The sequence below is a fragment of the Anoxybacillus sp. J5B_2022 genome (assembly GCF_026847645.1).
GTDB lineage: Bacteria > Bacillota > Bacilli > Bacillales > Anoxybacillaceae > Anoxybacteroides.
Genome location: NZ_JAPSMC010000014.1, coordinates 1 through 21,956 on the forward strand (window position 1 = coordinate 1; position 21,956 = coordinate 21,956).

At 45.7% G+C, this 21,956-nt stretch carries 22 protein-coding genes and 1 riboswitch; of the genes, 19 read left to right on the plus strand and 3 right to left on the minus strand.

What is annotated here, in order from left to right:
* The first annotated feature begins 241 nt into the window (after positions 1-241).
* From M4I42_RS05810 to yidC, 3 genes are all read left to right on the plus strand, one after another.
* Entirely contained in the window at positions 242-760 is a 519-nt protein-coding gene (locus tag M4I42_RS05810; RefSeq protein WP_268851287.1) for a metal-dependent hydrolase, read from the plus strand.
* A 79-nt stretch (positions 761-839) separates the two neighbouring features.
* Positions 840-1,121: a hypothetical protein gene (locus M4I42_RS05815; RefSeq protein ID WP_268851288.1), complete on the plus strand. Its 282-nt coding sequence runs from the start codon at positions 840-842 to the stop codon at positions 1,119-1,121.
* Positions 1,122-1,140: 19 nt separating this feature from the next.
* Entirely contained in the window at positions 1,141-1,902 is a 762-nt protein-coding gene (gene yidC, locus M4I42_RS05820) for a membrane protein insertase YidC (RefSeq protein ID WP_268851289.1), read from the plus strand.
* Between the two features lie 59 nt (positions 1,903-1,961).
* On the opposite strand, the gene M4I42_RS05825 is transcribed toward yidC, so the two are convergent.
* From M4I42_RS05825 to pepF, 3 genes are all read right to left on the minus strand, one after another.
* On the minus strand, positions 1,962-2,534 hold the full coding sequence (locus M4I42_RS05825) for a hypothetical protein (protein ID WP_268851290.1): 573 nt from the start codon (positions 2,532-2,534) through the stop codon (positions 1,962-1,964).
* Positions 2,485-2,772, minus strand: a complete 288-nt coding sequence (locus M4I42_RS05830) for a hypothetical protein (RefSeq protein ID WP_268851291.1) — start codon at positions 2,770-2,772, stop codon at positions 2,485-2,487. The genes M4I42_RS05825 and M4I42_RS05830 overlap by 50 nt, the downstream gene beginning before the upstream one ends.
* Before the next feature lie 381 nt (positions 2,773-3,153).
* Entirely contained in the window at positions 3,154-5,019 is a 1,866-nt protein-coding gene (gene pepF / locus M4I42_RS05835; RefSeq protein WP_268851292.1) for an oligoendopeptidase F, read from the minus strand.
* Positions 5,020-5,100: 81 nt separating this feature from the next.
* Between pepF and M4I42_RS05840 the strand changes: the two genes are divergently transcribed.
* The 16 genes from M4I42_RS05840 (at position 5,101) to cobT (ending at position 21,956) form a co-directional block, all read left to right on the plus strand.
* Entirely contained in the window at positions 5,101-7,254 is a 2,154-nt protein-coding gene (locus tag M4I42_RS05840) for a DNA topoisomerase III (protein ID WP_268851293.1), read from the plus strand.
* A gap of 139 nt (positions 7,255-7,393) precedes the next feature.
* Positions 7,394-7,873 (plus strand): ribonuclease E activity regulator RraA, encoded by a 480-nt coding sequence (rraA, locus tag M4I42_RS05845; protein ID WP_268851294.1) that lies wholly within the window; start codon positions 7,394-7,396, stop codon positions 7,871-7,873.
* A gap of 73 nt (positions 7,874-7,946) precedes the next feature.
* Positions 7,947-8,139, plus strand: a riboswitch (cobalamin riboswitch).
* Positions 8,140-8,263: 124 nt separating this feature from the next.
* A complete protein-coding gene (locus tag M4I42_RS05850) occupies positions 8,264-8,632 on the plus strand; it encodes a (2Fe-2S) ferredoxin domain-containing protein (protein ID WP_268851295.1) in 369 nt (122 codons plus the stop codon).
* 11 nt (positions 8,633-8,643) lie between these two features.
* Positions 8,644-9,351, plus strand: coding sequence for a HoxN/HupN/NixA family nickel/cobalt transporter (locus tag M4I42_RS05855; RefSeq protein ID WP_268851296.1), 708 nt, complete (start codon positions 8,644-8,646; stop codon positions 9,349-9,351).
* Position 9,352: 1 nt separating this feature from the next.
* Complete coding sequence (cobJ, locus tag M4I42_RS05860) at positions 9,353-10,912, plus strand: precorrin-3B C(17)-methyltransferase (protein ID WP_268851297.1); 1,560 nt, start codon at positions 9,353-9,355, stop codon at positions 10,910-10,912.
* Positions 10,913-10,927: 15 nt separating this feature from the next.
* Positions 10,928-11,761, plus strand: coding sequence for a sirohydrochlorin chelatase (locus M4I42_RS05865; protein WP_268851298.1), 834 nt, complete (start codon positions 10,928-10,930; stop codon positions 11,759-11,761).
* A 10-nt stretch (positions 11,762-11,771) separates the two neighbouring features.
* Positions 11,772-12,551, plus strand: coding sequence for a precorrin-6A reductase (gene cobK / locus M4I42_RS05870; RefSeq protein WP_268851299.1), 780 nt, complete (start codon positions 11,772-11,774; stop codon positions 12,549-12,551).
* A 14-nt stretch (positions 12,552-12,565) separates the two neighbouring features.
* Positions 12,566-13,213 carry a precorrin-8X methylmutase gene (locus tag M4I42_RS05875; RefSeq protein WP_268851300.1) on the plus strand — a complete coding sequence of 216 codons (648 nt, stop codon included), beginning with the start codon at positions 12,566-12,568 and terminating at the stop codon, positions 13,211-13,213.
* A gap of 3 nt (positions 13,214-13,216) precedes the next feature.
* Positions 13,217-14,311: a cobalt-precorrin-5B (C(1))-methyltransferase gene (locus M4I42_RS05880; RefSeq protein WP_268851301.1), complete on the plus strand. Its 1,095-nt coding sequence runs from the start codon at positions 13,217-13,219 to the stop codon at positions 14,309-14,311.
* Positions 14,298-15,506, plus strand: coding sequence for a precorrin-6y C5,15-methyltransferase (decarboxylating) subunit CbiE (cbiE, locus tag M4I42_RS05885; protein ID WP_268851302.1), 1,209 nt, complete (start codon positions 14,298-14,300; stop codon positions 15,504-15,506). Before M4I42_RS05880 ends, cbiE begins: the two co-directional genes overlap by 14 nt.
* Positions 15,503-16,204 carry a precorrin-2 C(20)-methyltransferase gene (cobI, locus tag M4I42_RS05890; RefSeq protein WP_268851303.1) on the plus strand — a complete coding sequence of 234 codons (702 nt, stop codon included), beginning with the start codon at positions 15,503-15,505 and terminating at the stop codon, positions 16,202-16,204. The genes cbiE and cobI overlap by 4 nt, the downstream gene beginning before the upstream one ends.
* Entirely contained in the window at positions 16,201-16,971 is a 771-nt protein-coding gene (cobM, locus tag M4I42_RS05895; protein ID WP_183255479.1) for a precorrin-4 C(11)-methyltransferase, read from the plus strand. Before cobI ends, cobM begins: the two co-directional genes overlap by 4 nt.
* A 2-nt stretch (positions 16,972-16,973) precedes the next feature.
* Positions 16,974-18,056, plus strand: coding sequence for a cobalt-precorrin 5A hydrolase (locus M4I42_RS05900; RefSeq protein ID WP_268851304.1), 1,083 nt, complete (start codon positions 16,974-16,976; stop codon positions 18,054-18,056).
* A gap of 1 nt (position 18,057) precedes the next feature.
* On the plus strand, positions 18,058-19,422 hold the full coding sequence (locus M4I42_RS05905; RefSeq protein WP_268851305.1) for a cobyrinate a,c-diamide synthase: 1,365 nt from the start codon (positions 18,058-18,060) through the stop codon (positions 19,420-19,422).
* A complete protein-coding gene (locus M4I42_RS05910) occupies positions 19,415-20,932 on the plus strand; it encodes a cobyric acid synthase (protein WP_268851344.1) in 1,518 nt (505 codons plus the stop codon). The genes M4I42_RS05905 and M4I42_RS05910 overlap by 8 nt, the downstream gene beginning before the upstream one ends.
* Complete coding sequence (gene cobT, locus M4I42_RS05915) at positions 20,925-21,956, plus strand: nicotinate-nucleotide--dimethylbenzimidazole phosphoribosyltransferase (RefSeq protein ID WP_268851306.1); 1,032 nt, start codon at positions 20,925-20,927, stop codon at positions 21,954-21,956. Before M4I42_RS05910 ends, cobT begins: the two co-directional genes overlap by 8 nt.

Here is a 21,956-nt window from a genome sequence, read left to right on the forward strand (position 1 = left end):
ACTGCATATTGTTTTTGAATCTTTGCTTGATCTGTAGTAAAATGAAAGCGCTCTTGCATGGGGATTCTCCTTTCGAATGTTGGATAACACTTTCATTCTACAGGAGATCCACAAGCAAGGGCTATTTTTATGCTTACTCGATTTTATCTAGCACCACGGGTTAAACAATGTTAAAAAAACGAACAAACATTCCTTTTGTGATATAATAAACAAAAATCATTACGTTTGCAGGTGATCCAAATTGCGTTATCATACTCACATTATCACGTCGCTCTGTATTGGGGCGGCGGTAGCATCATATACATCCTTGCCGTTTACCGCGAGCTATACGGCAGGAGTGGTAATAGGGAGCTTGCTTCCGGATATTGATGAGCCGAAGTCGTATGTCGGACGGCGTTCGCTCGGAATGTCTCATAAAGTGAAGGAAGCGTTTGGTCATCGGGGCATGACGCATTCGCTGTTTGTATGGGCAGTCATTGCTTTCATTGTGACGGTTGAATCGTCTTCTACATTTTCGATCGGATTGGTGTTAGGATATTTGTTTCATATTATCGAGGACTTTTTGTCGGTTCAAGGAGTGCCGCTTTTATGGCCGTTTCAAACAAAACGTTATAAAATTCCGCTCTATCGAACGGGAAGTGCGTTAGAAACCGTGTTGTTTTACGGAGCGTTTGCGCTGTTGATTTACATAGGAAGCCAATATCATTTGTTTTATGAATGGTGGCGATCGTTTCTATTACTGCTGCGCCAATGGATGTGAGTGGATAAATTCTTCTTTTCTTTGTCAGTGGAATCTGTTATGTTTATGTATGTAAGTTGAATGAAGAGAGGTGGGGCTGATGGAAACGCCCTTCGATTTATTGCCGTATTTATTTTTGTTTAGTGCGTTTTTCGTAGCGATGAAATGCTACATGAATCAATATAGAAAAAATAAAGCATTTCTTGGCCACGTTACGTTTTATGATGTCAAACGATTTGATCATCATCAATACGATTGCGTTGTATTGTTTCCAATTTATCGCTTGTTTACATCGCAACAACGGAAAATCCCTGTGCGGGAACGATCGAACGTTTCCGATGAGGAAGGAAGGCCGCTCCTTGTTCGTTTCATCAGTCATTGAACAAACAAGGAGGATCAATATGAAGAAAAAATGGGTTTTCGTTTTACTCACGCTGGCAGCGCTGTTAAGCGGTTGCAGTAACAATGCACCGATTAATGAACATAGCCAAGGAATATGGGATCATTATTTTGTTTATCCGATGTCAAAATTGCTTTTGATGCTCGGAAGCGGATTTGGCGGAAACTACGGGTTAGCGATTATTGCTGTGACGCTAATCGTTCGCTTTGCGTTATTACCGTTAATGTTAAAGCAGTTCAAAGCGTCGCTGGCGATGCAAAAACTTCGTCCAGAAATGCAAAAGTTGCAAGAAAAGTATAAAGGCAAAGATATGGAAACACAACAAAAGCTACAGCAAGAAATGATGCAGCTGTATCAGAAGCATGGGGTAAATCCGGTGAGCGGCTGCTTACCGGCGCTCATTCAAATGCCGATTTTTATGGCGCTTTATTACGCCATTCGGCGTACGGAAGAAATTACGACGCATTCGTTTTTATGGGTGGAGCTCGGTCATCGTGACCCATATTTTATTTTGCCGGTTTTAGCGGCGGTGACGACGTTTATTTCAATGAAGCTGTCGCCATCCATGACAGATCAGCAAATGCCGCAAATGGCGATGATGATCTATATTATGCCGCTCATGATTTTTATGGGGGCAAGCTCTGTTCCGTCCGCTTTATCGCTCTATTGGGTCGTCGGCGGGTGCTTTTCGATCATTCAATCATTGATTTTGCGAATGCAGTTGAAATCGGTGAAAGTAGCAAAAAAAAGACATATAGGGTAAAAAAGCACGCTGCTTCTTGCTAAGGGAAGCAGCGTATTTGACCGTTTAAGATATGGTAGTTATTCTTTTTCGTTTTGGACCTTTTTTATCCATATCTGTAATTCTGTTTTTTCGGTGAGTGTTTCAGTATGGTTGTATAAGTAGTCAAGGTCGATTTTTTCAAAATACGTATAAAGCAGGCGATAGCCCCATTCGCGATCGACCCCGCTTTTCCAATGCACAGCTGCACGAAGACGATCTAAAATAATATCTTCAATTCCAATCACATACACTTTTCGTTGACCAATAGGAAAGACCGTTACTTTGTTATAGTCCCCAGCTAAAGTACGATCAGGGATTTCGATGGCTAGCCCGATGTCTGGATGAACCCAATATCGCCCTTCTTTTTCAAAGCCTAGATCGAGCAAAATTTTGTCTGCCTTTTCGCTGCCGCTAAGGACAAAATCAATATCTTGTGTCGTGTATTCTTGCAGTGTATAGATTTCAACAGAAAGTCCGCCTACGATAATTGGCTTTAGCTTTTCTTGTTCCATTATTTCGGTAATAATGGCCGCTGCTTCAATCATTTTTTCGAATTTGTTTTTATGCTTTAAATTGACAAGTTCCTTCCTTGCTTTTGCAATATTTTGCAATGATAAACACCCTGCTTTCTGGATCATATGTTATGTCTCCGTTTTTTATCGCCCTCTGAATTTTTTGCCGACAAATGCGATTTAGCGCACGAATTTCATCCTCATCTCTAGGGCGTCTTCGTTTCATATCCCATCCTTCCTCTTTTGTTTGGGCACGAAATTTACCGACCGCATAATCAACTGTCCGTCCTACGTCTCCTAACAGGCGTTTCACTTCATCTAATGACATATTGCGCATACATACCACATCCATATAGAATATTGTCATTGTGTTTGGTCATGCCAAAACTTTTAAAGAGGTTTGCTCACGGGTGTTGATTACTCATTATTTTATTAAAAAACATAGAATTATATGGCCGAACACAAGCTTTTCTGCCTTTGCCCTCGAACAAGAACGCCGGCGGGCAAATGTCATTTGTCCGCAAAGCGTCCATTGTTCGACAACGGCAGAAAAGATAGGAATAGAGCGATGTCAACTGGTTTTTATTGGTTAATCAACACGCCTGATATTTGCTACAAAAACTTTAGAAATAGCTACTTGAAATCAATCGTGCGAGTGGCATGATCCTTGTGTCATACAATATTATAGCACAGCTAAAAAGTCCGTTCACAGAAAATGCTACAGTTTCCTTTGTTTGCGTAAAAGTTGTTCCATTTCGTCAACGAGCGAGTCGAAGTAGGTGAGAAGGTTGTTGAGCGGCTTCGGTGACATCATATCGACTCCGGCTTTTTTCAATAACGGAATCGGATCATCAGATGTGCCGGAGCTTAAAAACTGCAAATAACGTTTCGTCGCTGTGCCGGATCGATCTTCTTTTATTTGTTTCACGAGTTCGAATGATGCAGCCAAAGATGTTGCATATTTGTAGACGTAAAACGCATCGTAAAAGTGAGGGATGCGCAGCCAGCCGAGCGCTGTTTCCGAATCGACGGCATACGCAGGTCCGTAATATTTTTTCAGCAAGCGAAGCCACATCTTATTCAGTTCTTCCGCAGTTAAACTTTCCCCGTTGCGCACTTTCTCGTGAATGGCCTGTTCAAATTCGGAATACATCACTTGCGTATATAATGCGCCACGAATTTGGTCGATTTGTTGGTTCAGTAAGTACAGTTTTTCTTCATCTGTTTTCGCCTGTTGCAGTAAGTACTCCATCATGAGCCATTCGTTCGCTGTTGAGGCGACTTCGGCGGTAAAGATCGACTGGCCGGAATAATGGTACGGCTGCGTTTTATTTGTAAAGACGGAGTTCATCGCATGGCCGATTTCGTGGGCAATCGTCAGCACTTCATCTAGCGATTGATCGTAGTTTAATAAAACGAACGGGTGCGTATCATACGCGCCTGTATTATACCCGCCTGTATATTTTTTTGGACGCGGATAAACGTCAAGCCAGCGATGGTGAAAAGCATATTGGACTTGTTTTACATATTCGTTTCCTAGCGGTTTTAATCCTTCCAGAATAAGCGCTTGCGCTTTTTCGATCGGAAATTTCATGTTGTTCGCGACAGATGGCGATATAAGCGGAACATATAAATCGTAGCTATGAACTTGTTCCAGTTGTAACGCCTTTTTTCTCAGTTCGATATAGCGATGCAGCGACGGCAATCGATCGTTGACGGTGGAAAGCAAATTGTCAAATACTTGTTTTGGCACGTCATCGGCAGCGAGCGCCGCCTCAAGGCCAGAGTTGTACCGCCGCGCTTTTGCGTATAGTTCGTCTGCTTTTACAGAGGCGTATAATGTGGCGGCCGCCGTGTTTTGTATCCTTTCAAAGCTGTTAAAAAATGTTTGAAACACTTGTTTGCGATACGCGCGGTTAGGATGTTCCAACGCTCTTAAAAAGTTTCCTCCGGTCAAAGATACCGCTTTTCCGTCCGCATCTTTCATCGTTGGCGGAGTGTAATCGCCGCGCGCAGCATGGTTATAAATGTTTTCTGCCTCATCAGCGAGCGGTGAAAGCTTAGCGAGTAGTTGTTCTTCTTTTTTCGATAATGTATGTTGCTTTCGTTCTAGTAGTTCGGCAAAATAGCGAGCATACGGCTTTAATTGCTTGCTTTTTTGCCATTTCACTAGCGTTTCTTTTGGAAGCGATAAAAGTTCTGGTTCGATAAAAGCGGTCGCTGTGGCGTAATCGGCAGCGAGCGTTTCAACTTTTGCTTTTAAACGTGCCGCTTGTTTGTCTTCAATGTCTAAGTCTTGTTGCAGCTGGGCATACAGTGATAGTTTTTCGAGTTTGCGCGCTACTTGTTCGTGTGTGGCAAATAGTTGAGCGACAGTGCTTTCTTTCTTTAGCTTTCCTTGATACGATGATAATAGCGGCAGCATGTTCGCCACGAGCTTATAATCTTGATTAAAATCGTGCTCGGAAGGGTAAATGTCAGCAAGATTCCATGTGTATACCGAATCGTTTTTTATTTCTGCCGCTTTCGTTTCGCTAGGCAAGATGATCGATAGCGCAAGAGCGATGGAACATAATCGTTTCATGTGGCAGCTCCTTTCCTTATTTTTCTATTGTACAGGTAGTATGCACAAAATGATCATGTTTATGAAAGGAAGAAAAAATAGATGAAAGTCATTATCGCGGAAAAGCCGGATCAAGGCGCGACGTTGGCGTCGATTTTTCAAACAAAAAAGCATCAAGGTTATATCGAAATTTTTCCGAATGAGCTTTTTCCAAAAGGGGCGTACATGACATGGGCGGTGGGGCATCTTTTGCAGCTCGCGCCTCCTGAACGGTACCGTCCGGAATGGAAGCAGTGGAAGCTTGAAACGTTGCCGATTATTCCTGATCGCTTTCAATATGAAGTCGAAAAAGCGAAAGCAAAGCAATTTCATATTGTGAAAGAGTTACTTCGAAAACCGGAAGTGACGGAAATTATTCATGCCGGAGATGCCGGAAGAGAAGGGGAATTAATTGTTCGCAACATTATCCATATGAGCGGTGTGAAAAAGCCAATGAAACGGCTTTGGATTTCGTCGTTGACACCAAAGGCGATCGAAGAGGGGTTTCGAACGCTTTTAGAGGAGAAAGAAACGCGTCCTTTATATGAAGAAGCGTATGCGCGCGCGTGCGCCGATTGGCTCGTCGGCATGAACGCCTCGCGCGTTTATAGCATTTTATTAAAACAAAAAGGCATGAACGACGTCTTTTCCGCCGGACGGGTGCAAACGCCGACATTGGCGTTGATTGTGAAGCGGGAAAAGGAAATTGAACGATTTCAGCCGGAGCCGTTTTGGGAAGTAATGGCGACGTTCGATATCGGGGGCAAGCGCTATGAGGGCAAATGGGTAAAAGATGATGAGTCGCGGGTCAACGATCCAGAATTGGCGAAAAAAATCGCCGCGTTTTGTGAACAAAAGCAGGCAGAAGTGAGCGAAGTGAAAACAGAGCGAAAAGTATTTCAGCCGCCGCTTTTATTTAATTTATCTTCGCTTCAAGCAACGGCGAACAAGCTGTACCAATTTTCGCCGAAAAAGACGTTGGATATTTTGCAAAAGTTATACCAAAAAGGAATCGTATCGTACCCGCGGTCGGATTCGAACTATGTGACAAAGGGAGAAGCGGAAACATTTCCCGAGATTTTGCAAAAATTAAGCCAATTTCCAGCATACCAGCCGTTTTTCCCGCTGCCAACTAAAACAATTTTACATAATAAACGTTATGTTAACGAAAAGAAAGTAACCGACCATTATGCGATTATCCCGACGGAACAAGTGGTCGATCCAGAAAAATTATCTGCCGACGAGCGCAACATTTATGACTTAGTCGTCAAGCGTTTACTTGCGGCGCATCATGAAGATGCTATTTTTGATTACACGACGGTGACGACGCTTGTCGATGGACGGGCGACATTTATTTCAAAAGGAAAACAGCAAATTCAAGAAGGGTGGCGAAAAATTATTGTTCAGCGTGATGAAGACGATGCCGCGATTCTTCCGCCTCTTGCCGAAGGGGAGCACGGACATGTCGTAAACGTTCATGTGAAAGAGGGAAAAACGCAGCCGCCGAAGCGATATACGGAAGGACAACTCATTACGCTGATGAAAACAGCAGGAAAGTTTTTAGAAAACGAAGAATTGGAAAAAGTGCTGGCGAAAACGGAAGGGCTCGGCACGGAAGCAACGCGGGCCGGCATTATTACGATGCTGAAAGAACGAAAGTATATCGAGGTCAAGAAAAATCAAGTATATGCGACCGACAAGGCGAAAGTATTGATCGAGGCGATCGGCGATAAAATTTTAGCGTCACCGGAAATGACGGCGAAATGGGAACAGCGTTTAAGCGAAATTGGCGAAGGGAAGGCGTCGGCTTCCGCGTTTATGGAACAAGTCAAAAAATTATCGGCGAAAATCGTTGCCGATGCGCTGGAAATGTCGAAAGCATGGGATTTCACCGGTCTTGATACCGCTTCGATTCAACGGACGACGTCAAAAGCAACGCTCGGAAAACCGGTCGGTACATGCAAATATTGCGGCGGTACCGTCATTGACAAGGGGCAGTTTTACGGCTGTACCAACTATGGCAAAACGAAATGTACGTTCACGATTTCGAAAATGATTCTCGGGAAAAAAATATCGCAAACGAACGTAAAAAAGCTGTTGCAACACGGCAAAACCGATTTAATCAAAGGATTTAAAAAAGGCGAAAAAACGTTTGATGCGTATCTTGTATGGGATGACAACGAGAAAAAGATGATTTTCTCGTTTCCAAAAAAATAGCGTTGCTTCTTCAAGGAGTAACGTTATTTTTATACGATAATAATGTTATGTAAACTTAAAAAATCGTACATTTTAGCAGGATTTTGCCGATCCGTATCAAATAATAATAATAGAAAAGAAAATGGGGAAGGAGATTTTTGTGAAAACGGCGGATTTATGTGATCAATTTTTAGAAAAGTTGCAAGTTTGTCAATTGCCTCTGCATTCTTACGGAGGGAAAAAAGAGTTTTCCGGACCGATTGCTACGGTCGATGTGTTTGAAGATAATGTGCTCGTCCGCGAGGCGCTTGAAACGGTTCCAGCAGGGACGGTTTTAGTCGTCGACGGAAAAGGATCGCGAAATTGTGCGCTTCTTGGCGACCGTCTGGCACAAATTGCTTGCGAGCGCGGTCTTGCTGGTGTCATTATCAACGGCTGCATTCGCGATTCGGCGGAAATCGCCGCGATGCCGCTTGGAGTCATGGCCATTGGTACATGTCCGGTCAAAAGCAAAAAAGAAGGAAAAGGATTGCGCGATGCCGTACTTGAATTTGGCGGCGTGCGCTGGGAGCCGGGCACTTATGTATATGCTGACAGCGATGGCATCGTTGTTTCGCAAACAAAACTTTCTGAAAAATAAAAAATAGTTGACTCTTTTCCAAAACTTATCTTATTATTGTGAATGAACAACTTGTTCCGTAAAAACTGAATAAATCGTCAAAAGCAAGTAAGGTGCCTTTCTCATGTGAGAAGAGGCTTAAAAGGGAAGTACGGTGAAAAGCCGTCACGGTACCCGCCACTGTGATGGGGAGTTTCATTGCAATCATGTCACTGAAGAACACTTCGGGAAGGCGCAATGAAGCGATGATCCTAAGTCAGGAGACCTGCCTTATTTGCTCGGACGGATACCTACGGGATTATAGGTAGACGTGCGGGGGAATCGTATACTTTTTTGGATCATTTGTATGCATTTTTCTGCACCTCTACATATAGAGGTGCTTTTTATTTTGGAAAAAAGGAGAGGGTTTGTATGGCCACATGGAATTTAGTAGGGACGAAACATCATGTATTGATTTGCAACGGCGGAAGCTGCATGCGAAAAGGGGGAGAGGAAGTCACGAGCGCCATTCGTGAAGAAATTGCACGGCTTGAACTACATAGCGACGTCCATACAACACGGACGCGCTGCAACGGCCGTTGCGAAGATGCGTGCGTTGTCATCGTGTATCCAGAAGGCATTTGGTACAAGGGGATTACCCCGGAAGTCGGAAAAAAACTTGTCCAGCAACATCTTCTGAACGGTCAGCCGCTAGTGGAAGCGATCACGTATCAATACGAACAAATGAAAGGATTTGTTCGTTCAGAAATGACAGATGTTTCCCTTGGAATTTCAAAATGAGGTGAGGAATAATGGAATTTATGACGTATGCCATGTTAGCGATTTTTCTTGGAATGAGGCATGGAATGGACAGCGATCACGTGGCGGCGATTGCTGATATGGTAGGGAGTGAGTCGCATCGCAAAAAACAAGTGTCGTTAGGGATTATGTATGCATTTGGTCACGGGCTGATCGTATTTTTAATGGGGCTGACCGCAATTTTTATCGGATTTCATCTTCCTGCCCAAGCTGTCCGTGTGGTAGAGGCAGTAGTAGGGTGCACTTTGGTCGTTCTCGGAGGGATGATGCTCTTTTCGCTCTTTTACAAAAATGAAGTAAAAAGCCGAATCAAAGTGCTCCATGAATTAATCGATGCCATACTTCGGCGTTTGCAAAGAAACAACGGTTCTAATCGCTCTGTTTCATTGCTTCGCTTCGGTTGGATCAGCGCCTTTATCATTGGCATTATTCATGGAATTGGTGTCGAAAGCCCGACTCAGCTCGCTATTTTAACGCGTGCAGCGGGGAAAGCGGACATGAGCGCGGCGATGTTGCAATTGTCCTTATTTGTCATTGGTCTATTGATTGCGACAATTGGGATGACATTTTGTTTATCATGGGGATTTATGAAAGCGAGAATGAGAGAAACATTGTTTTTTATTCTTGGGACGGCAACGAGTTTTTACAGTTTATGGTTAGGGGTATCCATCATTATTGAAACGTGGAAAGGGGGCATGTAAGATGAGCGGAAAATTGCTCGTCATCGGATTCGGACCAGGGAGTGTCGACCACATGACAAAACGGGCGCGGGAAGCCATTGAAGAAAGCGATATAGTCATCGGTTATAAGACATATGTGGAACTTGTTTCCGATTTGATCGGAGATAAACCAATCATTAGCACTGGCATGACGGAAGAAGTAAGCCGGGCGCAAGAAGCAGTGAAGTGGGCGGAACGAGGAAAAAAAGTAGCGGTCATTTCAAGCGGGGATGCGGGCGTATACGGAATGGCAGGTCTTATTTATGAAGTACTAATTGAAAAAGGATGGACGAAAGATAGCGGAATCGAAGTGGAAGTCATTCCTGGCATTTCCGCGATTCATTCATGTGCGGCGCTATTAGGCGCACCGATTATGCATGATGCATGTACCATTAGTTTAAGCGACCATTTAACGCCATGGGCGCTCATCGAAAAGCGCATCGAAGCAGCGGCAGCAGCTGATTTCGTGATCGCTCTTTACAATCCGAAAAGCGGCAGACGAACGCGGCAAATCGTCGAAGCGCAACGTATTCTTTTGCGCTACCGCTCACCGAAAACACCTGTTGGCCTAGTGAAAAGCGCCTATCGCGAACGGCAACAAATTGTTTTGACCGATTTAGAGCATATGCTCGAGCACGACATCGGCATGTTAACAACGGTCATTATCGGCAACTCGTCGACATTTGTTCACGACGGCTTGATGATTACCCCGCGCGGCTATCAGCGAAAATATACGTTAAATGCTCTTGAACAACCGCTAAAGCCGCATGAACGCCTGCGCAAAGAAGCGGAGCCGTGGGCGCTCGATCAAGTAAAAGCGAATGTTCGCGATACAGCAGAGGAAGCATTGCAGAAAGTCGCCATTCAGCAACGCAAACAGCTAACGATGGCGCCAGCGATTTTAGAAATAGCCGTCAGTTCGGGAATAGCGAACAAAACGTTTACACCGAAGCAAATGATGGTGCTTGCTGAAATCGTCGGGGAACAAGGAACGATGATGTACACGCCAGACCATTACTTGAAGCTTGCAATACCAACTTCCGACCCTGACCGCATCATCGCTAGATTGAAAGAAGCCGATCTTATGATCGCTCCGATTGGCGATGTATTGACGGTAAAAGCGTGCGATTTTTGCGATGGTGAGAAAAAAGATTCGATTCCGTACGCTGAGCAGCTGCATGAGCAGCTTAGCGGGCTCGCGCTGCCAAAAGAATTAAAACTCGGCTTTAACGGCTGCGGCATGGCATGTTACGGAGCAGTGAGAGAAGATATCGGCATCGTCTATCGAAAAGGAGCATTTGACTTGTTTTTAGGCGGGAAAACGGTCGGACGGAACGCCCATCCAGGACAGCTCGTGGCGGAAGGAATCCCGCCTCATGAAATCGTGCCGATTGTGACTCGCATTATTCAAGAATATAAGGAACACGGACATCCGAATGAGAGATTCTATAAGTTTTTCCAACGTAAAAAGCAAGTAGGAGGATTTGTTTATCAAGAAGAACATTCAACAGCAAAGATTGAAGTGCCCGCATGCGGGGAATGAGGGGGAAGAGATAACGTGAAAGCTATTTTATTTGTCGGACACGGGAGCCGTGATCCGGAAGGAAACGAGCAAGTATTTCAATTTGTCGAACAGCTCCGTCCGAGTATCGATGTTCGTTTTCATGTGGAAACATGCTTTTTAGAGTTTGGTTTGCCGACGATGCTTGAAGGAATGAAGCGCTGTGTCGATGCAGGAGCCGATGAAGTCGTTGTTATTCCGCTTATTTTGCTACCGGCTGGCCATTCAAAGCTTCATATTCCAGCGGCGATTGACGAAGCGAAGCGACATTATCCGCACGTGAAATTTACGTACGGCCGCCCGATCGGCATTCATGAACAAACATTTACAATTTTACAAGAAAGATTGCGAGAAATCGGCGAACATGTGGAAACGCCTGATCCAAATACAGCGGTTCTTTTACTTGGGCGCGGTGGAAGCGATCCGGATGCGAACAGCGATTTGTATAAAATTTCCCGCCTCTTTTGGGAGTGGACAAACTATTCGCTTGTTGAGCCCGCGTTTATGGGAGTGACAAATCCGCTTTTAGATGAGGGAGTAGAACGCTGTATCAAGCTAGGAGCAAAAAAAGTAGTCATTTTGCCGTACTTTTTATTTACTGGTGTGTTGATTAAAAGGCTTGAAAGAAAAGTGGACGAGTTTCATAGCCTCTACCCGGACGTGCAGTTTTCGTTAGCCGGATATTTCGGCTTTCATCCGAAGCTGAAAACGATCGTGCTTGACCGTTTAGAAGAAGCGCTCGGCCAAACCGTCACGATGAACTGCGATTTATGTCAATATCGTCTTCATATGACGGAACACCATCATCACCACCATCACCATCATCATTAAGGAGGATGTTATGATTATCGTTTTAGCAGGAACGAGCGATGCGCGCCAATTGGCACTTGAAATTCAAAAGGCCGGGTATCATGTCATGGCGACTGTCGTGACCGAACATGCGGCGGAACAATTGCAGCATGCTGGTTTATCGGTACACCTCGGGAGGCTAACAGCCGCGCAATTGACAGAGCTCATTCAGCAAAAGAAAGCGAAGGCGGTCGTAGACGCAAGCCATCCGTTTGCGGAAGAAGCATCGAAAAACGCGATGCAGGCCGCCGCTGATGCGAACGTTCCGTACATTCGTTACGAGCGAAAAGCAACGCCAGTCGCTTCCGAATATGTAACGTTTGTCGACAGCTATGAAGAAGCAGCGGAATACGCAGCGCAGAAAAAAGGGGTTGTGATGCTCACAACGGGAAGCAAAACACTGCATATTTTTGCAAAAAAATTGCTCGGTTTACCGGATGTGCGCGTCATTGCCCGCATGCTTCCGCGCAAAGACAATATGGAAAAATGCGAACAACTGCAATTTCCGCAAGAAAATATCGTCGCGATGCAAGGACCGTTTACAAAAGAATTGGATATCGCGCTTTTCAAACATTTTGGCGTCACGCTATTGATTACGAAAGAAAGCGGCAAAGTCGGGTTTGTCGATGAAAAAATTGCCGCTGCCGAAGAGTTAGGAATTGAAACGGTGATCATTCGTCGTCCAACGATTCAGTACCAAACCGTGTATTCGGAATTTTCTGATGTCATTGCTGCATTGCGCCAGCATGTACCATTATCGATTAATCAATGAAAGGGGTTTTATTAGTGGATTTTCGTACAGAGTTTCGTCCTATAACTGTTCAACCGCAACAAATTGAAGAAAAAAGTTTTCAAATCATCGATGAAGAAATCGGGGAGCACCATTTTACGAAAGAACAATATCCGATCGTTCAGCGCGTCATTCATGCATCGGCTGATTTTGAGTTAGGCAAAAGCTTACTGTTTCATCCAAACGCCATCGAAGCGGGCATTCGCGCGATTCGCTCTGGAAAAAAAGTCGTTGCCGATGTGCAAATGGTGCAAGTCGGTGTGAATAAAACACGTATCGAAAAATTTGGCGGAAGCGTTCATGTATACATTTCCGATCCAGATGTGATCGAAGAAGCAAAAAGGCTAAACACGACACGCGCCATCGTGGCGATGAGAAAAGCTGTCAAAGAAGCAGAAGGCGGCATTTTTGCGATCGGCAATGCGCCGACGGCACTGCTTGAACTCATTCGTTTAATTAAAGAAGGAGAAGCGCGTCCCGGTTTAGTGATCGGCCTGCCGGTCGGTTTTGTATCCGCGGCAGAATCGAAAGAAGAGCTGGCGAAATTGGATGTTCCGTTTATTACGAACATCGGCCGCAAAGGGGGAAGCACCGTTACGGTGGCGGCGCTTAATGCGCTTTCGATTTTAGCAGAGCGAGGGTAGACAATGGGAGAAAAACAGTTGCGTGAAGGATATACGACAGGGGCTTGCGCAACCGCCGCGACGAAAGCGGCATTAACGGCTCTCATTACCGGCATTCCGCAAGCGGAAGCAAAGATCTATTTGCCGGTTGGGCGATGGGTGACATTCTCAGTAGAACGATGCGATATTCAAGCTGATTCCGCAACAGCTGTCGTAATGAAAGATGGCGGCGATGACCCAGATGCAACGCATGGAGCATCCATTGTTGCGACCGTGTCATGGACCGATGGAACGGACGTTGAACTAGATGGCGGGGAAGGCGTTGGACGGGTGACAAAGCCAGGCCTTCCCGTTCCGATTGGCGAAGCAGCAATCAATCCAGTGCCACGCAAAATGATGATGGAAGTAGCGCATCAAATACTGGAGCAATATGGAATTGAACGCGGTGTGCGCATCGTCATTTCCGTTCCAAACGGGGCTGAAATTGCGAAAAAAACGTTAAATGCCCGGCTTGGTATTATCGGCGGCATCTCGATTTTAGGAACGCGCGGCATCGTCGTTCCGTTTTCGACGTCCGCCTACCGCGCAAGCATCGTTCGGGCGATACAAGTGGCTAAAGCGACCGGCTGTGAACATGTGGTCATTACAACGGGTGGCCGAAGCGAAAAATACGCAATGAAACAATACGCTCATTTGCCAGAGGAAGCGTTTATCGAAATGGGCGATTTTGTCGGCTTTACGTTAAAACAATGCAAAAAACACGGCATGAAAACAGTATCGATGGTCGGGATGATGGGGAAATTTTCGAAAGTCGCTCAAGGCATTATGATGGTTCATTCCAAAAGCGCACCTGTTGATTTTCACTTTTTAGCAGCGATTGCCGAAGAAGCGGGTGCTTCCTCTGAGCTCATTCATTCGATTCGCGAAGCCAATACGGCCTCACAAGTCGGCGATCTTATGCAAGAAGCAGGAAATACGCTATTTTTTGAAAAGCTATGTGATTACTGCTGCCTTGCAGCATTAAAAGAGGTTGGCGGCGGACTCGTCATCGAAACAACATTATATACGTTAAGCGGTCAATTTTTAGGAAAGGCGGTGCGAAAAGATGCAACCGATTAAATTGATTGGCATTGGGGCCGATGGAAAACAAAGTTTGCCTTCTTTATATGAACATTGGATTTACGAAAGTGAGTTGTTAATAGGGGGAGAGCGCCATTTATCATTTTTTCCAGATTATCAAGGAGAAAAAATCGTCATTCAAGGCGGTCTCTCTTCCCTTGTCGAGCGATTGCGTCATGAAGCGAAACGAACGGTCATTTTAGCTTCCGGCGATCCGTTGTTTTACGGCATCGGCAGCTATTTATCCCGCAAACTCCCGATTGAAGTGTATCCGGCAGTTAGCTCCGTGCAGTGGGCATTTGCGAAAATGGGTGAAAAATGGCAAGATGCAACATTTATTAGCGTCCATGGCCGAAGTATGAAGGGGCTTGCTCAGCGCATTGATGGTCGGGAGAAAATAGCCATCTTAACAGATGATACGAATTCACCGAATGAAATTGCGAAATATTTGCTTTCGTACGGGATAACTGAATATCGCGCATTCGTTGGAGAAAATCTTGGCAGTAAAGACGAACGCTGCCGCTTTTTTGAATTGGAAGAGATGGCTGAGACCGAGTTTCTTCCATTAAATGTAGTCATTTTACAAAAAGTAAAAGTTGGTCCGACTTGGTCACTCGGGATCGACGATGATGAATTTTTTCAGCGCAAACCGGAAAAAGGATTGATTACGAAAAAAGAAATTCGTATTTTAAGCATTAGCGCGCTTCAGTTGCGGGAAACGAGCATCGTTTGGGATATCGGCACATGCACCGGTTCGGTGGCGATTGAAGCGGCGAAAATCGCGCGCGAGGGAGCAGTATTTGCGATTGAAAAAAATGAACATGATATCGAGATTTGCCGGAAAAATATGCAAAAATTTCGCACCGATTTTACGCTTGTTCACGGTCGGGCGCCGGACCATTTACATGAATTTCCTGATCCTGACGCCATTTTTATCGGCGGAACGTCTGGAGAAATGGATCGACTTCTTGATGTTTGTTGTCATCGCTTAAAGCCAAACGGACGCATCGTTGTCAATGCAGTGACGATCGAAACATTGCATGAAGCGGTTGAAGGTCTTAAAAAACGCGGTTTTCATGTGGAGATTACACTAGCTCAATTATCAAGAAGCAAACCGATTTTACAATTAACGCGCTTTGACGCATTAAACCCGATTTATATTATTTCTGCGTACAGAAAGGACGAAAGCGAATGATTGGGACATTATATGGTATCGGCGTTGGTCCGGGCGATCCGGAATTGTTGACGGTGAAGGCGTTTCGCCGCTTAAAAGAAGCAGATGTGATTGCGTATCCAAAAAAGCAGCGCGGCAGCAAAAGCTACGCCCAACAAATTGTTGAAGCGTATTTTTCGCCAGACGAAAAAGAAATGCTCGGTCTCGTTTTCCCGATGACGAAAGACAAAACGGTTTTACAGGAAAAATGGAACGAAACGGTGAATGCCGTATGGATGCATCTTTCATCGGGAAAAAATGTCGCGTTTGTGACGGAAGGAGATCCGCTCTTATATAGCACATTTATTCATTTTATGCGAACGATGCAGCAACACTACCCAAACGTTCCGATTGAAATTGTGCCAGGGATTTCATCGATTAACGGAGCAGCGGCTCGTCTGCAGCTACCGCTTGCTGACGGTGATGAACATGTGGCGATCATTCCGGCGCGGGATGATTATGAGGCAATGAAAAAAGCGTTGGAAGATCATGATTGCGTTGTCTTTTTGAAAGTCGCGAAAGTGATCGATATGGTGTTACGGCTGCTGCGTGAATTGGATTTAGTGCAAAACGCAGCTGTTGTGACGAAAGTAACGTCCAATGAAGAAATCATTTGGAACGTTGAACAACTTGAAGGAGCAGAGCTCGAATATTTAACGCTCATGGTGGTGAGAAAATGAAGGTGTATATTGTCGGTGCCGGTCCGGGAGATCCACAACTGATCACAGTAAAAGGAATGACGTTATTACAAGAAGCTGACGCGATTTTTTATACCGACTCGCTCGTCAATGACGCTTTATTGCAATACGCCAAGCCGGAAGCAGAAGTGTTTCAAACAGCGGGGATGCATTTAGAACAAATTGTTGCGATGATGGTTGAACGAGTGAAAAGAGGAAAAAAAATAGTGCGCCTTCACACCGGTGATCCATCGATTTATGGAGCGACACTCGAGCAAATCGCTCTACTAAAAAAAGAAGGAATCGGAGTGGAAATCGTCCCTGGCGTCAGCTCGGTCTTTGCCGCTGCCGCTGTTGCGCAGGCTGAGCTTACCGTTCCCGATTTAACCCAAACGGTTATTTTAACGCGTGCAGAAGGCCGGACGCCTGTTCCAGAAAAAGAAAAACTCGAGGAATTGGCGAAACACCATTGTACGTTGGCATTATTTTTAAGCGCCACGTTAACAAAAAAAGTAACGAAAGCACTGCTTGAAGCAGGGTGGAGTGAGGATACGCCAGTCGTTGTCGTGTACAAAGCAACATGGCCTGATCAAAAAATCGTTCATTCAACGGTCGGAACACTTGATGAAGATATGCGCGCAAACGGCATTCGTCAACATGCGTTGATCCTTGCTGGATGGGCGCTTGATCGGTCAATTACAGAACATAACTACCGTTCGAAATTGTATGATAAAACGTTTACGCACGGATATCGGCGAGGGGAGGGATAAGAATGTACGCTGTCGTTGCCATTACGAAACATGGGGTCGATATTGCGCGCCGCCTTGGCGAACAGCTTCCGGGCGCCCACGTATACTATACGAATAAGTTTGCCAAAGGCGATGAAGAAGAAAAAGGCATTCGTCTATTTGAAGGAAATGTTCGGCTTTTGTTGCCGTCTCTTTTTGCTACATATCGTGGACTGATTTTGATTATTTCGCTCGGAGCGGTTGTGCGCATGATTGCACCACTATTAAAGGATAAAAAAACCGACCCGGCGGTTGTTGTCATTGATGATAAAGGCGAGCATGTCATCAGCGTCTTATCCGGCCATCTTGGTGGAGCGAACGAATTGACGCGCCAAGTCGCTCATCTATTACAAGCGCATCCGGTTATTACAACGGCGTCCGATGTGCAAAAGACGATCGCCGTTGATTTGTTCGGACGGTCATTTGGCTGGGTATGGGAATCCGATGAAAAATTGACACCGGTAAGCGCCGCCGTTGTCAACGAACAACATGTGGCCATCGTCCAAGAATCGGGCGAGCGGAACTGGTGGAACTATAATACGCCGCTGCCTGAGAATATTCGTTTATATTCATCGATTGCCGCGGCGCTTGCGGCAAAACCGGATGCCGCCCTCGTCGTGACGCATCGCCTTCTTTCAAAAGACGAAGAAGCGATTTTGCAAAATGGCGTCTTGTACCGGCCGAAAGTGATTGTTCTTGGTATTGGCTGCAACCGCGGCACGTCCGCTGATGAAATCGAAACGGTCATCATTGAAACGTTAGAAGAGCTTCAGTTTTCGCTGAAAAGCGTCAAAGCGGTATGCACGATCGATTTGAAAAAAGATGAAGAAGGATTGCTCGAGGTGGTACGAAAATACGGCTGGGAATTTGTTTATTACACACCGAAGGAATTGAATCGCGTCGAAATCGAGCAACCTTCCGAAACCGTTTTTCGTTATACCGGGGCATACGGCGTCAGCGAGCCTGCGGCGAAATTGTATAGCGGTGCCAAACAACTTGCGCTTGTTAAGAAAAAGTCAGGCAACGTCACCATTTCCGTTGCTTTGTTCAAACATGAGGGGGAGTAGAATGCGAAGAATCGTCATCGCAGGGACAGGAAGCGGCGTCGGCAAGACGACCATAACGATCGGGCTTATGGCCGCATTAAAGAAAAAAGGATACACCGTGCAAGGATTTAAATGCGGTCCGGATTATATCGATCCGACATATCATACTGCCGTGACAGGGCGCCCATCGCGCAACTTGGATAGCTGGATGGGCGGAGAGGATGTTGTGAAAGCGGTATGCGAAAAAGGGAGCGAAGGAGCGGACATTGCGATCATCGAAGGAGTGATGGGGCTTTTTGACGGCAAACAGGCAACGACGAATGAAGGAACGACAGCGGAAATAAGCGTCATCACAAAAAGCCCTGTGTTGCTCATTGTCGACTGTTCCGGAATGGCCAGAAGCGCAGCGGCAGTCGTACGCGGATTTCAATTATTGGACGAGCGTGTGAAGATCGCGGGAGTGATTGCCAACCGTGTCGGGAGCGAAGGGCATTTTCGCTTAGTTAAAGCAGCGGTTGAACAAGCATGCAGCATTCCTGTCATCGGCTTTTTACAAAAAGATGAGGAGCTATCGATTCCTGAACGGCATTTAGGACTTGTTCCATCGATTGAGCGCGGCGAATTGGATGATTTTTTTATGCAGTTAGGGGAACGGATCACCAAAACCGTCGATCTAGAGGCGTTATGGCAATTGGCAGAAGCGCCCGATTTAGATGCTGAGCATTCATTTTTGTCGGTTGACCGGACGTACAATGTGCGCATTGCAGTGGCGAAAGATGCCGCATTTCACTTTTACTATCCGGAAAATTTAGAGCTGTTGGAAGCGTACGGCGCCGAACTTGTTTTCTTTTCCCCGCTTGCTGGAGAGCTGCTTCCTGATGATGTGCACGGATTATATATCGGCGGGGGATTTCCAGAAGAATTCGCCGAACAGTTATCAAAGCAAGAACATGTGAAACAATCGATCAAACAAGCGATTGACCGCGGACTGCCAACGCTTGCTGAATGCGGCGGGTTTATGTATTTAACAGAAGGAATTGAAACGACAGACGGTCACCTTTACGACATGGTCGGCATTATTCCGGGAAACGTTCGCATGCATACGAAGTTAGCGGCGCTTGGTTATCGCGAGGTAAAAGGAGAGGAAGGGAATTTTTTGCTGCCAAATGGTATAATGGCGAAAGGGCACGAATTTCATTATTCGACGTTTACTCATGCGGAGCCAACTAATTTTGCCTATGAAACGAGAGGATTGCGCGGCACGAAAAAGGATGGCTATATGAAAAAAAATTTGATCGCTGGATATGTTCATTTTTATTTTCCGTCATGTCCGCCAATGGTTGAACGGTGGCTTGCACGATGCGAGCAGGTGAAGAATGATGGGTAAAGCGCTGCCGATTATGTTTCAAGGAACACATTCTGACGCGGGAAAAAGCGTGATTACGACCGCATTTTGCCGCATTTTTGCCCAATCCGGCTGGAAAACTGCACCGTTTAAATCGCAAAACATGTCGCTCAATTCGTATGTGACGATCGATGGCAAAGAGATCGGCCGCGCCCAAGGGATTCAAGCGGAAGCAGCCGGGATTGTTGCGACGACCGATATGAATCCAATTTTAATTAAACCGAGCCGCGAAAACGAATCGCAAATCGTTGTGCACGGACGTCCGTATGCGAATATGAAAGCAAGTGCGTATCGGACGGAGTTTTTTCATATCGGCCTGCAAGTGATTGAGCACTCGCTAAAGGCGCTCATGAGCCAATATGAACGGCTTGTCATCGAAGGAGCAGGAAGCCCAGCGGAAATTAATCTCAATGACCGGGAACTTGTCAATATGCGTGTTGCCCGCATGGCCAATGCGCCGGTTGTTTTAATTGGCGACATCGAACGCGGCGGCGTGTTTGCGAGTTTAGTAGGGACGTTGCAGCTTTTAGACGAAGAGGACCGAAAGCGCGTCATCGGTGTGATTATTAATAAGTTTCGCGGCGACCGCTCGCTTTTACAGCCTGGATTGGATTGGTTTGAGCAGTATACCGGCGTGCCGGTGCTCGGCGTTGTTCCATACGTGAGAGATTTATATATTGATGCGGAAGATTCCGTTGCCCTTGCCCAATTTTCAGCGAAAAAAGATCAAGAAAAAGCCATTGATATCGCCGTGATTCAATATCCGCGCATTTCCAATTTTACGGACATCGATCCATTTTTTGCCGAGCCGGATTGCAGCGTTCGCTTTGTTACGAAGGCTGATGAAATCGGACAGCCAGATGTGTTGATTTTGCCGGGAAGCAAAAATACGATTGAAGATTTGCTTTATGTGAAAGAAAGCGGAATCGCTGTTGAAATCAAGCGTCTGTATGAGCAGACAGAGACAATGATCATCGGCATTTGCGGCGGCTATCAAATGCTTGGCGAGCGTGTCCGTGATCCTTTTTGTGTAGAAACAACAATCGGGTATATCGAAGGCCTACAGCTCCTTCCCATTGACACGACGCTAGAACAAGAAAAAACAACCGTTCTTTCGGAAGGAATGCTGACATTTGCGGGTGAACGATTCCAAGTAACAGGGTATGAAATTCATATGGGACGATCCGCTCGTTGTGAAGGCTATGTTCCGCTCATTCAGATCAACGGACGAACTGATGGATGTAAAACAGAAGATGAACGCATCTTTGGTACATATTTTCACGACCTTTTTCATAATGACACATTCCGTAAACATCTGCTAAATGAAACTCGGCGGAAAAAAGGGCTTGAACCTTTATACGATCGTCCTTTGTATCGAACGCTGCGCGAGCAAGCATTCGACCGACTTGCCGATTGTGTCAAACAACACGTACAAGTCGAAATGATCGAAAGGAAAATGATGGAGTTTCAAAGGAGGAAAACAAATGTTTAACGTCCCATCATTAAACAAACAAATCGGAAATGAAGTGAGCGTATATGTTGACCAGTTAACAAAACCTGCCGGAAGCCTTGGACGTTTAGAACAACTCGTCGTTGAACTGGCAGAAATGACGGAAGCGCACTTTCCAACGGTTACTCCGCCTGGCGTGCTTGTATTTGCTGCGGATCATGGCGTGACAAAAGAAGGGATTTCGGCATTTCCGCAAGAAGTAACGGCACAAATGGTGCTTAATTTCGTGAACGGTGGTGCAGCGATTAACGTTTTCAGTAAGCAAATTGGGGCTTCGTTTGCTGTCATCGATGTCGGAGTGGCAACGGATATTCTAGGAGAAGGCTTTGTCAATGAAAAAGTTAAATATGGAACGAACAATTTTTGTGAACAAGAAGCGATGACGAAGGAGGAAGCGAAGCAAGCATTATTTGTCGGCCATCGTCAAGCGAAAAAAATGATAGAAAACGGTATTCGCTGCTTAATTGTCGGTGAAATGGGCATTGGCAATACGACGACGGCAAGCGCTCTTTTAGCTGCCATTAGTCGAAAGCCAGTCGATGTGCTTGTCGGAAAAGGAACAGGAATTTCTGATGAAATGGTTGCACACAAAAGAAAAGTGATTGAACGGGCATTAGCGCTTCATCAGCCTGACCCTTCCGCTCCGTTTGAGCTTTTATCGAAAATTGGTGGTTTGGAAATCGCAGCGATGGCAGGCGCCATGTTAGCAGCAGCTGAAGAGCGTATTCCAATTTTGCTTGACGGATTTATTTGCACAACGGCCGCCCTTGTCGCGAACTTGTTTCATCCGCATGTTGGCGACTATATGATCGCCGGTCACCGCTCACAAGAGCCGGGACATCGAGTGGCGTTAGAGCTGTTAGGAAAAGAACCGCTTGTTGATTTAGGAATGCGTTTAGGAGAAGGCAGCGGAGCGGCTGTCGCGTTTCCGCTCTTGCAGTTCGCTACGAACATGTTAAAGATGGCGACTTTTACATCTGCCCAAGTGTCACAAGGTGGTGAATAA

Bases quoted from the DNA above. Each gene is read 5' to 3' on its own strand.
- M4I42_RS05815 (WP_268851288.1), top strand. From the start codon at position 840: ATGGAAACGCCCTTCGATTTATTGCCGTATTTATTTTTGTTTAGTGCG.
- yidC (WP_268851289.1), top strand. From the start codon at position 1,141: ATGAAGAAAAAATGGGTTTTCGTTTTACTCACGCTGGCAGCGCTGTTA.
- M4I42_RS05850 (WP_268851295.1), top strand. From the start codon at position 8,264: ATGGCCACATGGAATTTAGTAGGGACGAAACATCATGTATTGATTTGC.
- M4I42_RS05910 (WP_268851344.1), top strand. From the start codon at position 19,415: ATGGGTAAAGCGCTGCCGATTATGTTTCAAGGAACACATTCTGACGCG.
- cobM (WP_183255479.1), top strand. From the start codon at position 16,201: ATGAAGGTGTATATTGTCGGTGCCGGTCCGGGAGATCCACAACTGATC.
- cobI (WP_268851303.1), top strand. From the start codon at position 15,503: ATGATTGGGACATTATATGGTATCGGCGTTGGTCCGGGCGATCCGGAA.
- M4I42_RS05840 (WP_268851293.1), top strand. From the start codon at position 5,101: ATGAAAGTCATTATCGCGGAAAAGCCGGATCAAGGCGCGACGTTGGCG.
- cobJ (WP_268851297.1), top strand. From the start codon at position 9,353: ATGAGCGGAAAATTGCTCGTCATCGGATTCGGACCAGGGAGTGTCGAC.
- M4I42_RS05855 (WP_268851296.1), top strand. From the start codon at position 8,644: ATGGAATTTATGACGTATGCCATGTTAGCGATTTTTCTTGGAATGAGG.
- M4I42_RS05880 (WP_268851301.1), top strand. From the start codon at position 13,217: ATGGGAGAAAAACAGTTGCGTGAAGGATATACGACAGGGGCTTGCGCA.
- M4I42_RS05905 (WP_268851305.1), top strand. From the start codon at position 18,058: ATGCGAAGAATCGTCATCGCAGGGACAGGAAGCGGCGTCGGCAAGACG.
- pepF (WP_268851292.1), bottom strand. From the start codon at position 5,019: ATGAAACGATTATGTTCCATCGCTCTTGCGCTATCGATCATCTTGCCT.
- cobK (WP_268851299.1), top strand. From the start codon at position 11,772: ATGATTATCGTTTTAGCAGGAACGAGCGATGCGCGCCAATTGGCACTT.
- cbiE (WP_268851302.1), top strand. From the start codon at position 14,298: ATGCAACCGATTAAATTGATTGGCATTGGGGCCGATGGAAAACAAAGT.
- M4I42_RS05830 (WP_268851291.1), bottom strand. From the start codon at position 2,772: ATGCGCAATATGTCATTAGATGAAGTGAAACGCCTGTTAGGAGACGTA.
- cobT (WP_268851306.1), top strand. From the start codon at position 20,925: ATGTTTAACGTCCCATCATTAAACAAACAAATCGGAAATGAAGTGAGC.
- M4I42_RS05900 (WP_268851304.1), top strand. From the start codon at position 16,974: ATGTACGCTGTCGTTGCCATTACGAAACATGGGGTCGATATTGCGCGC.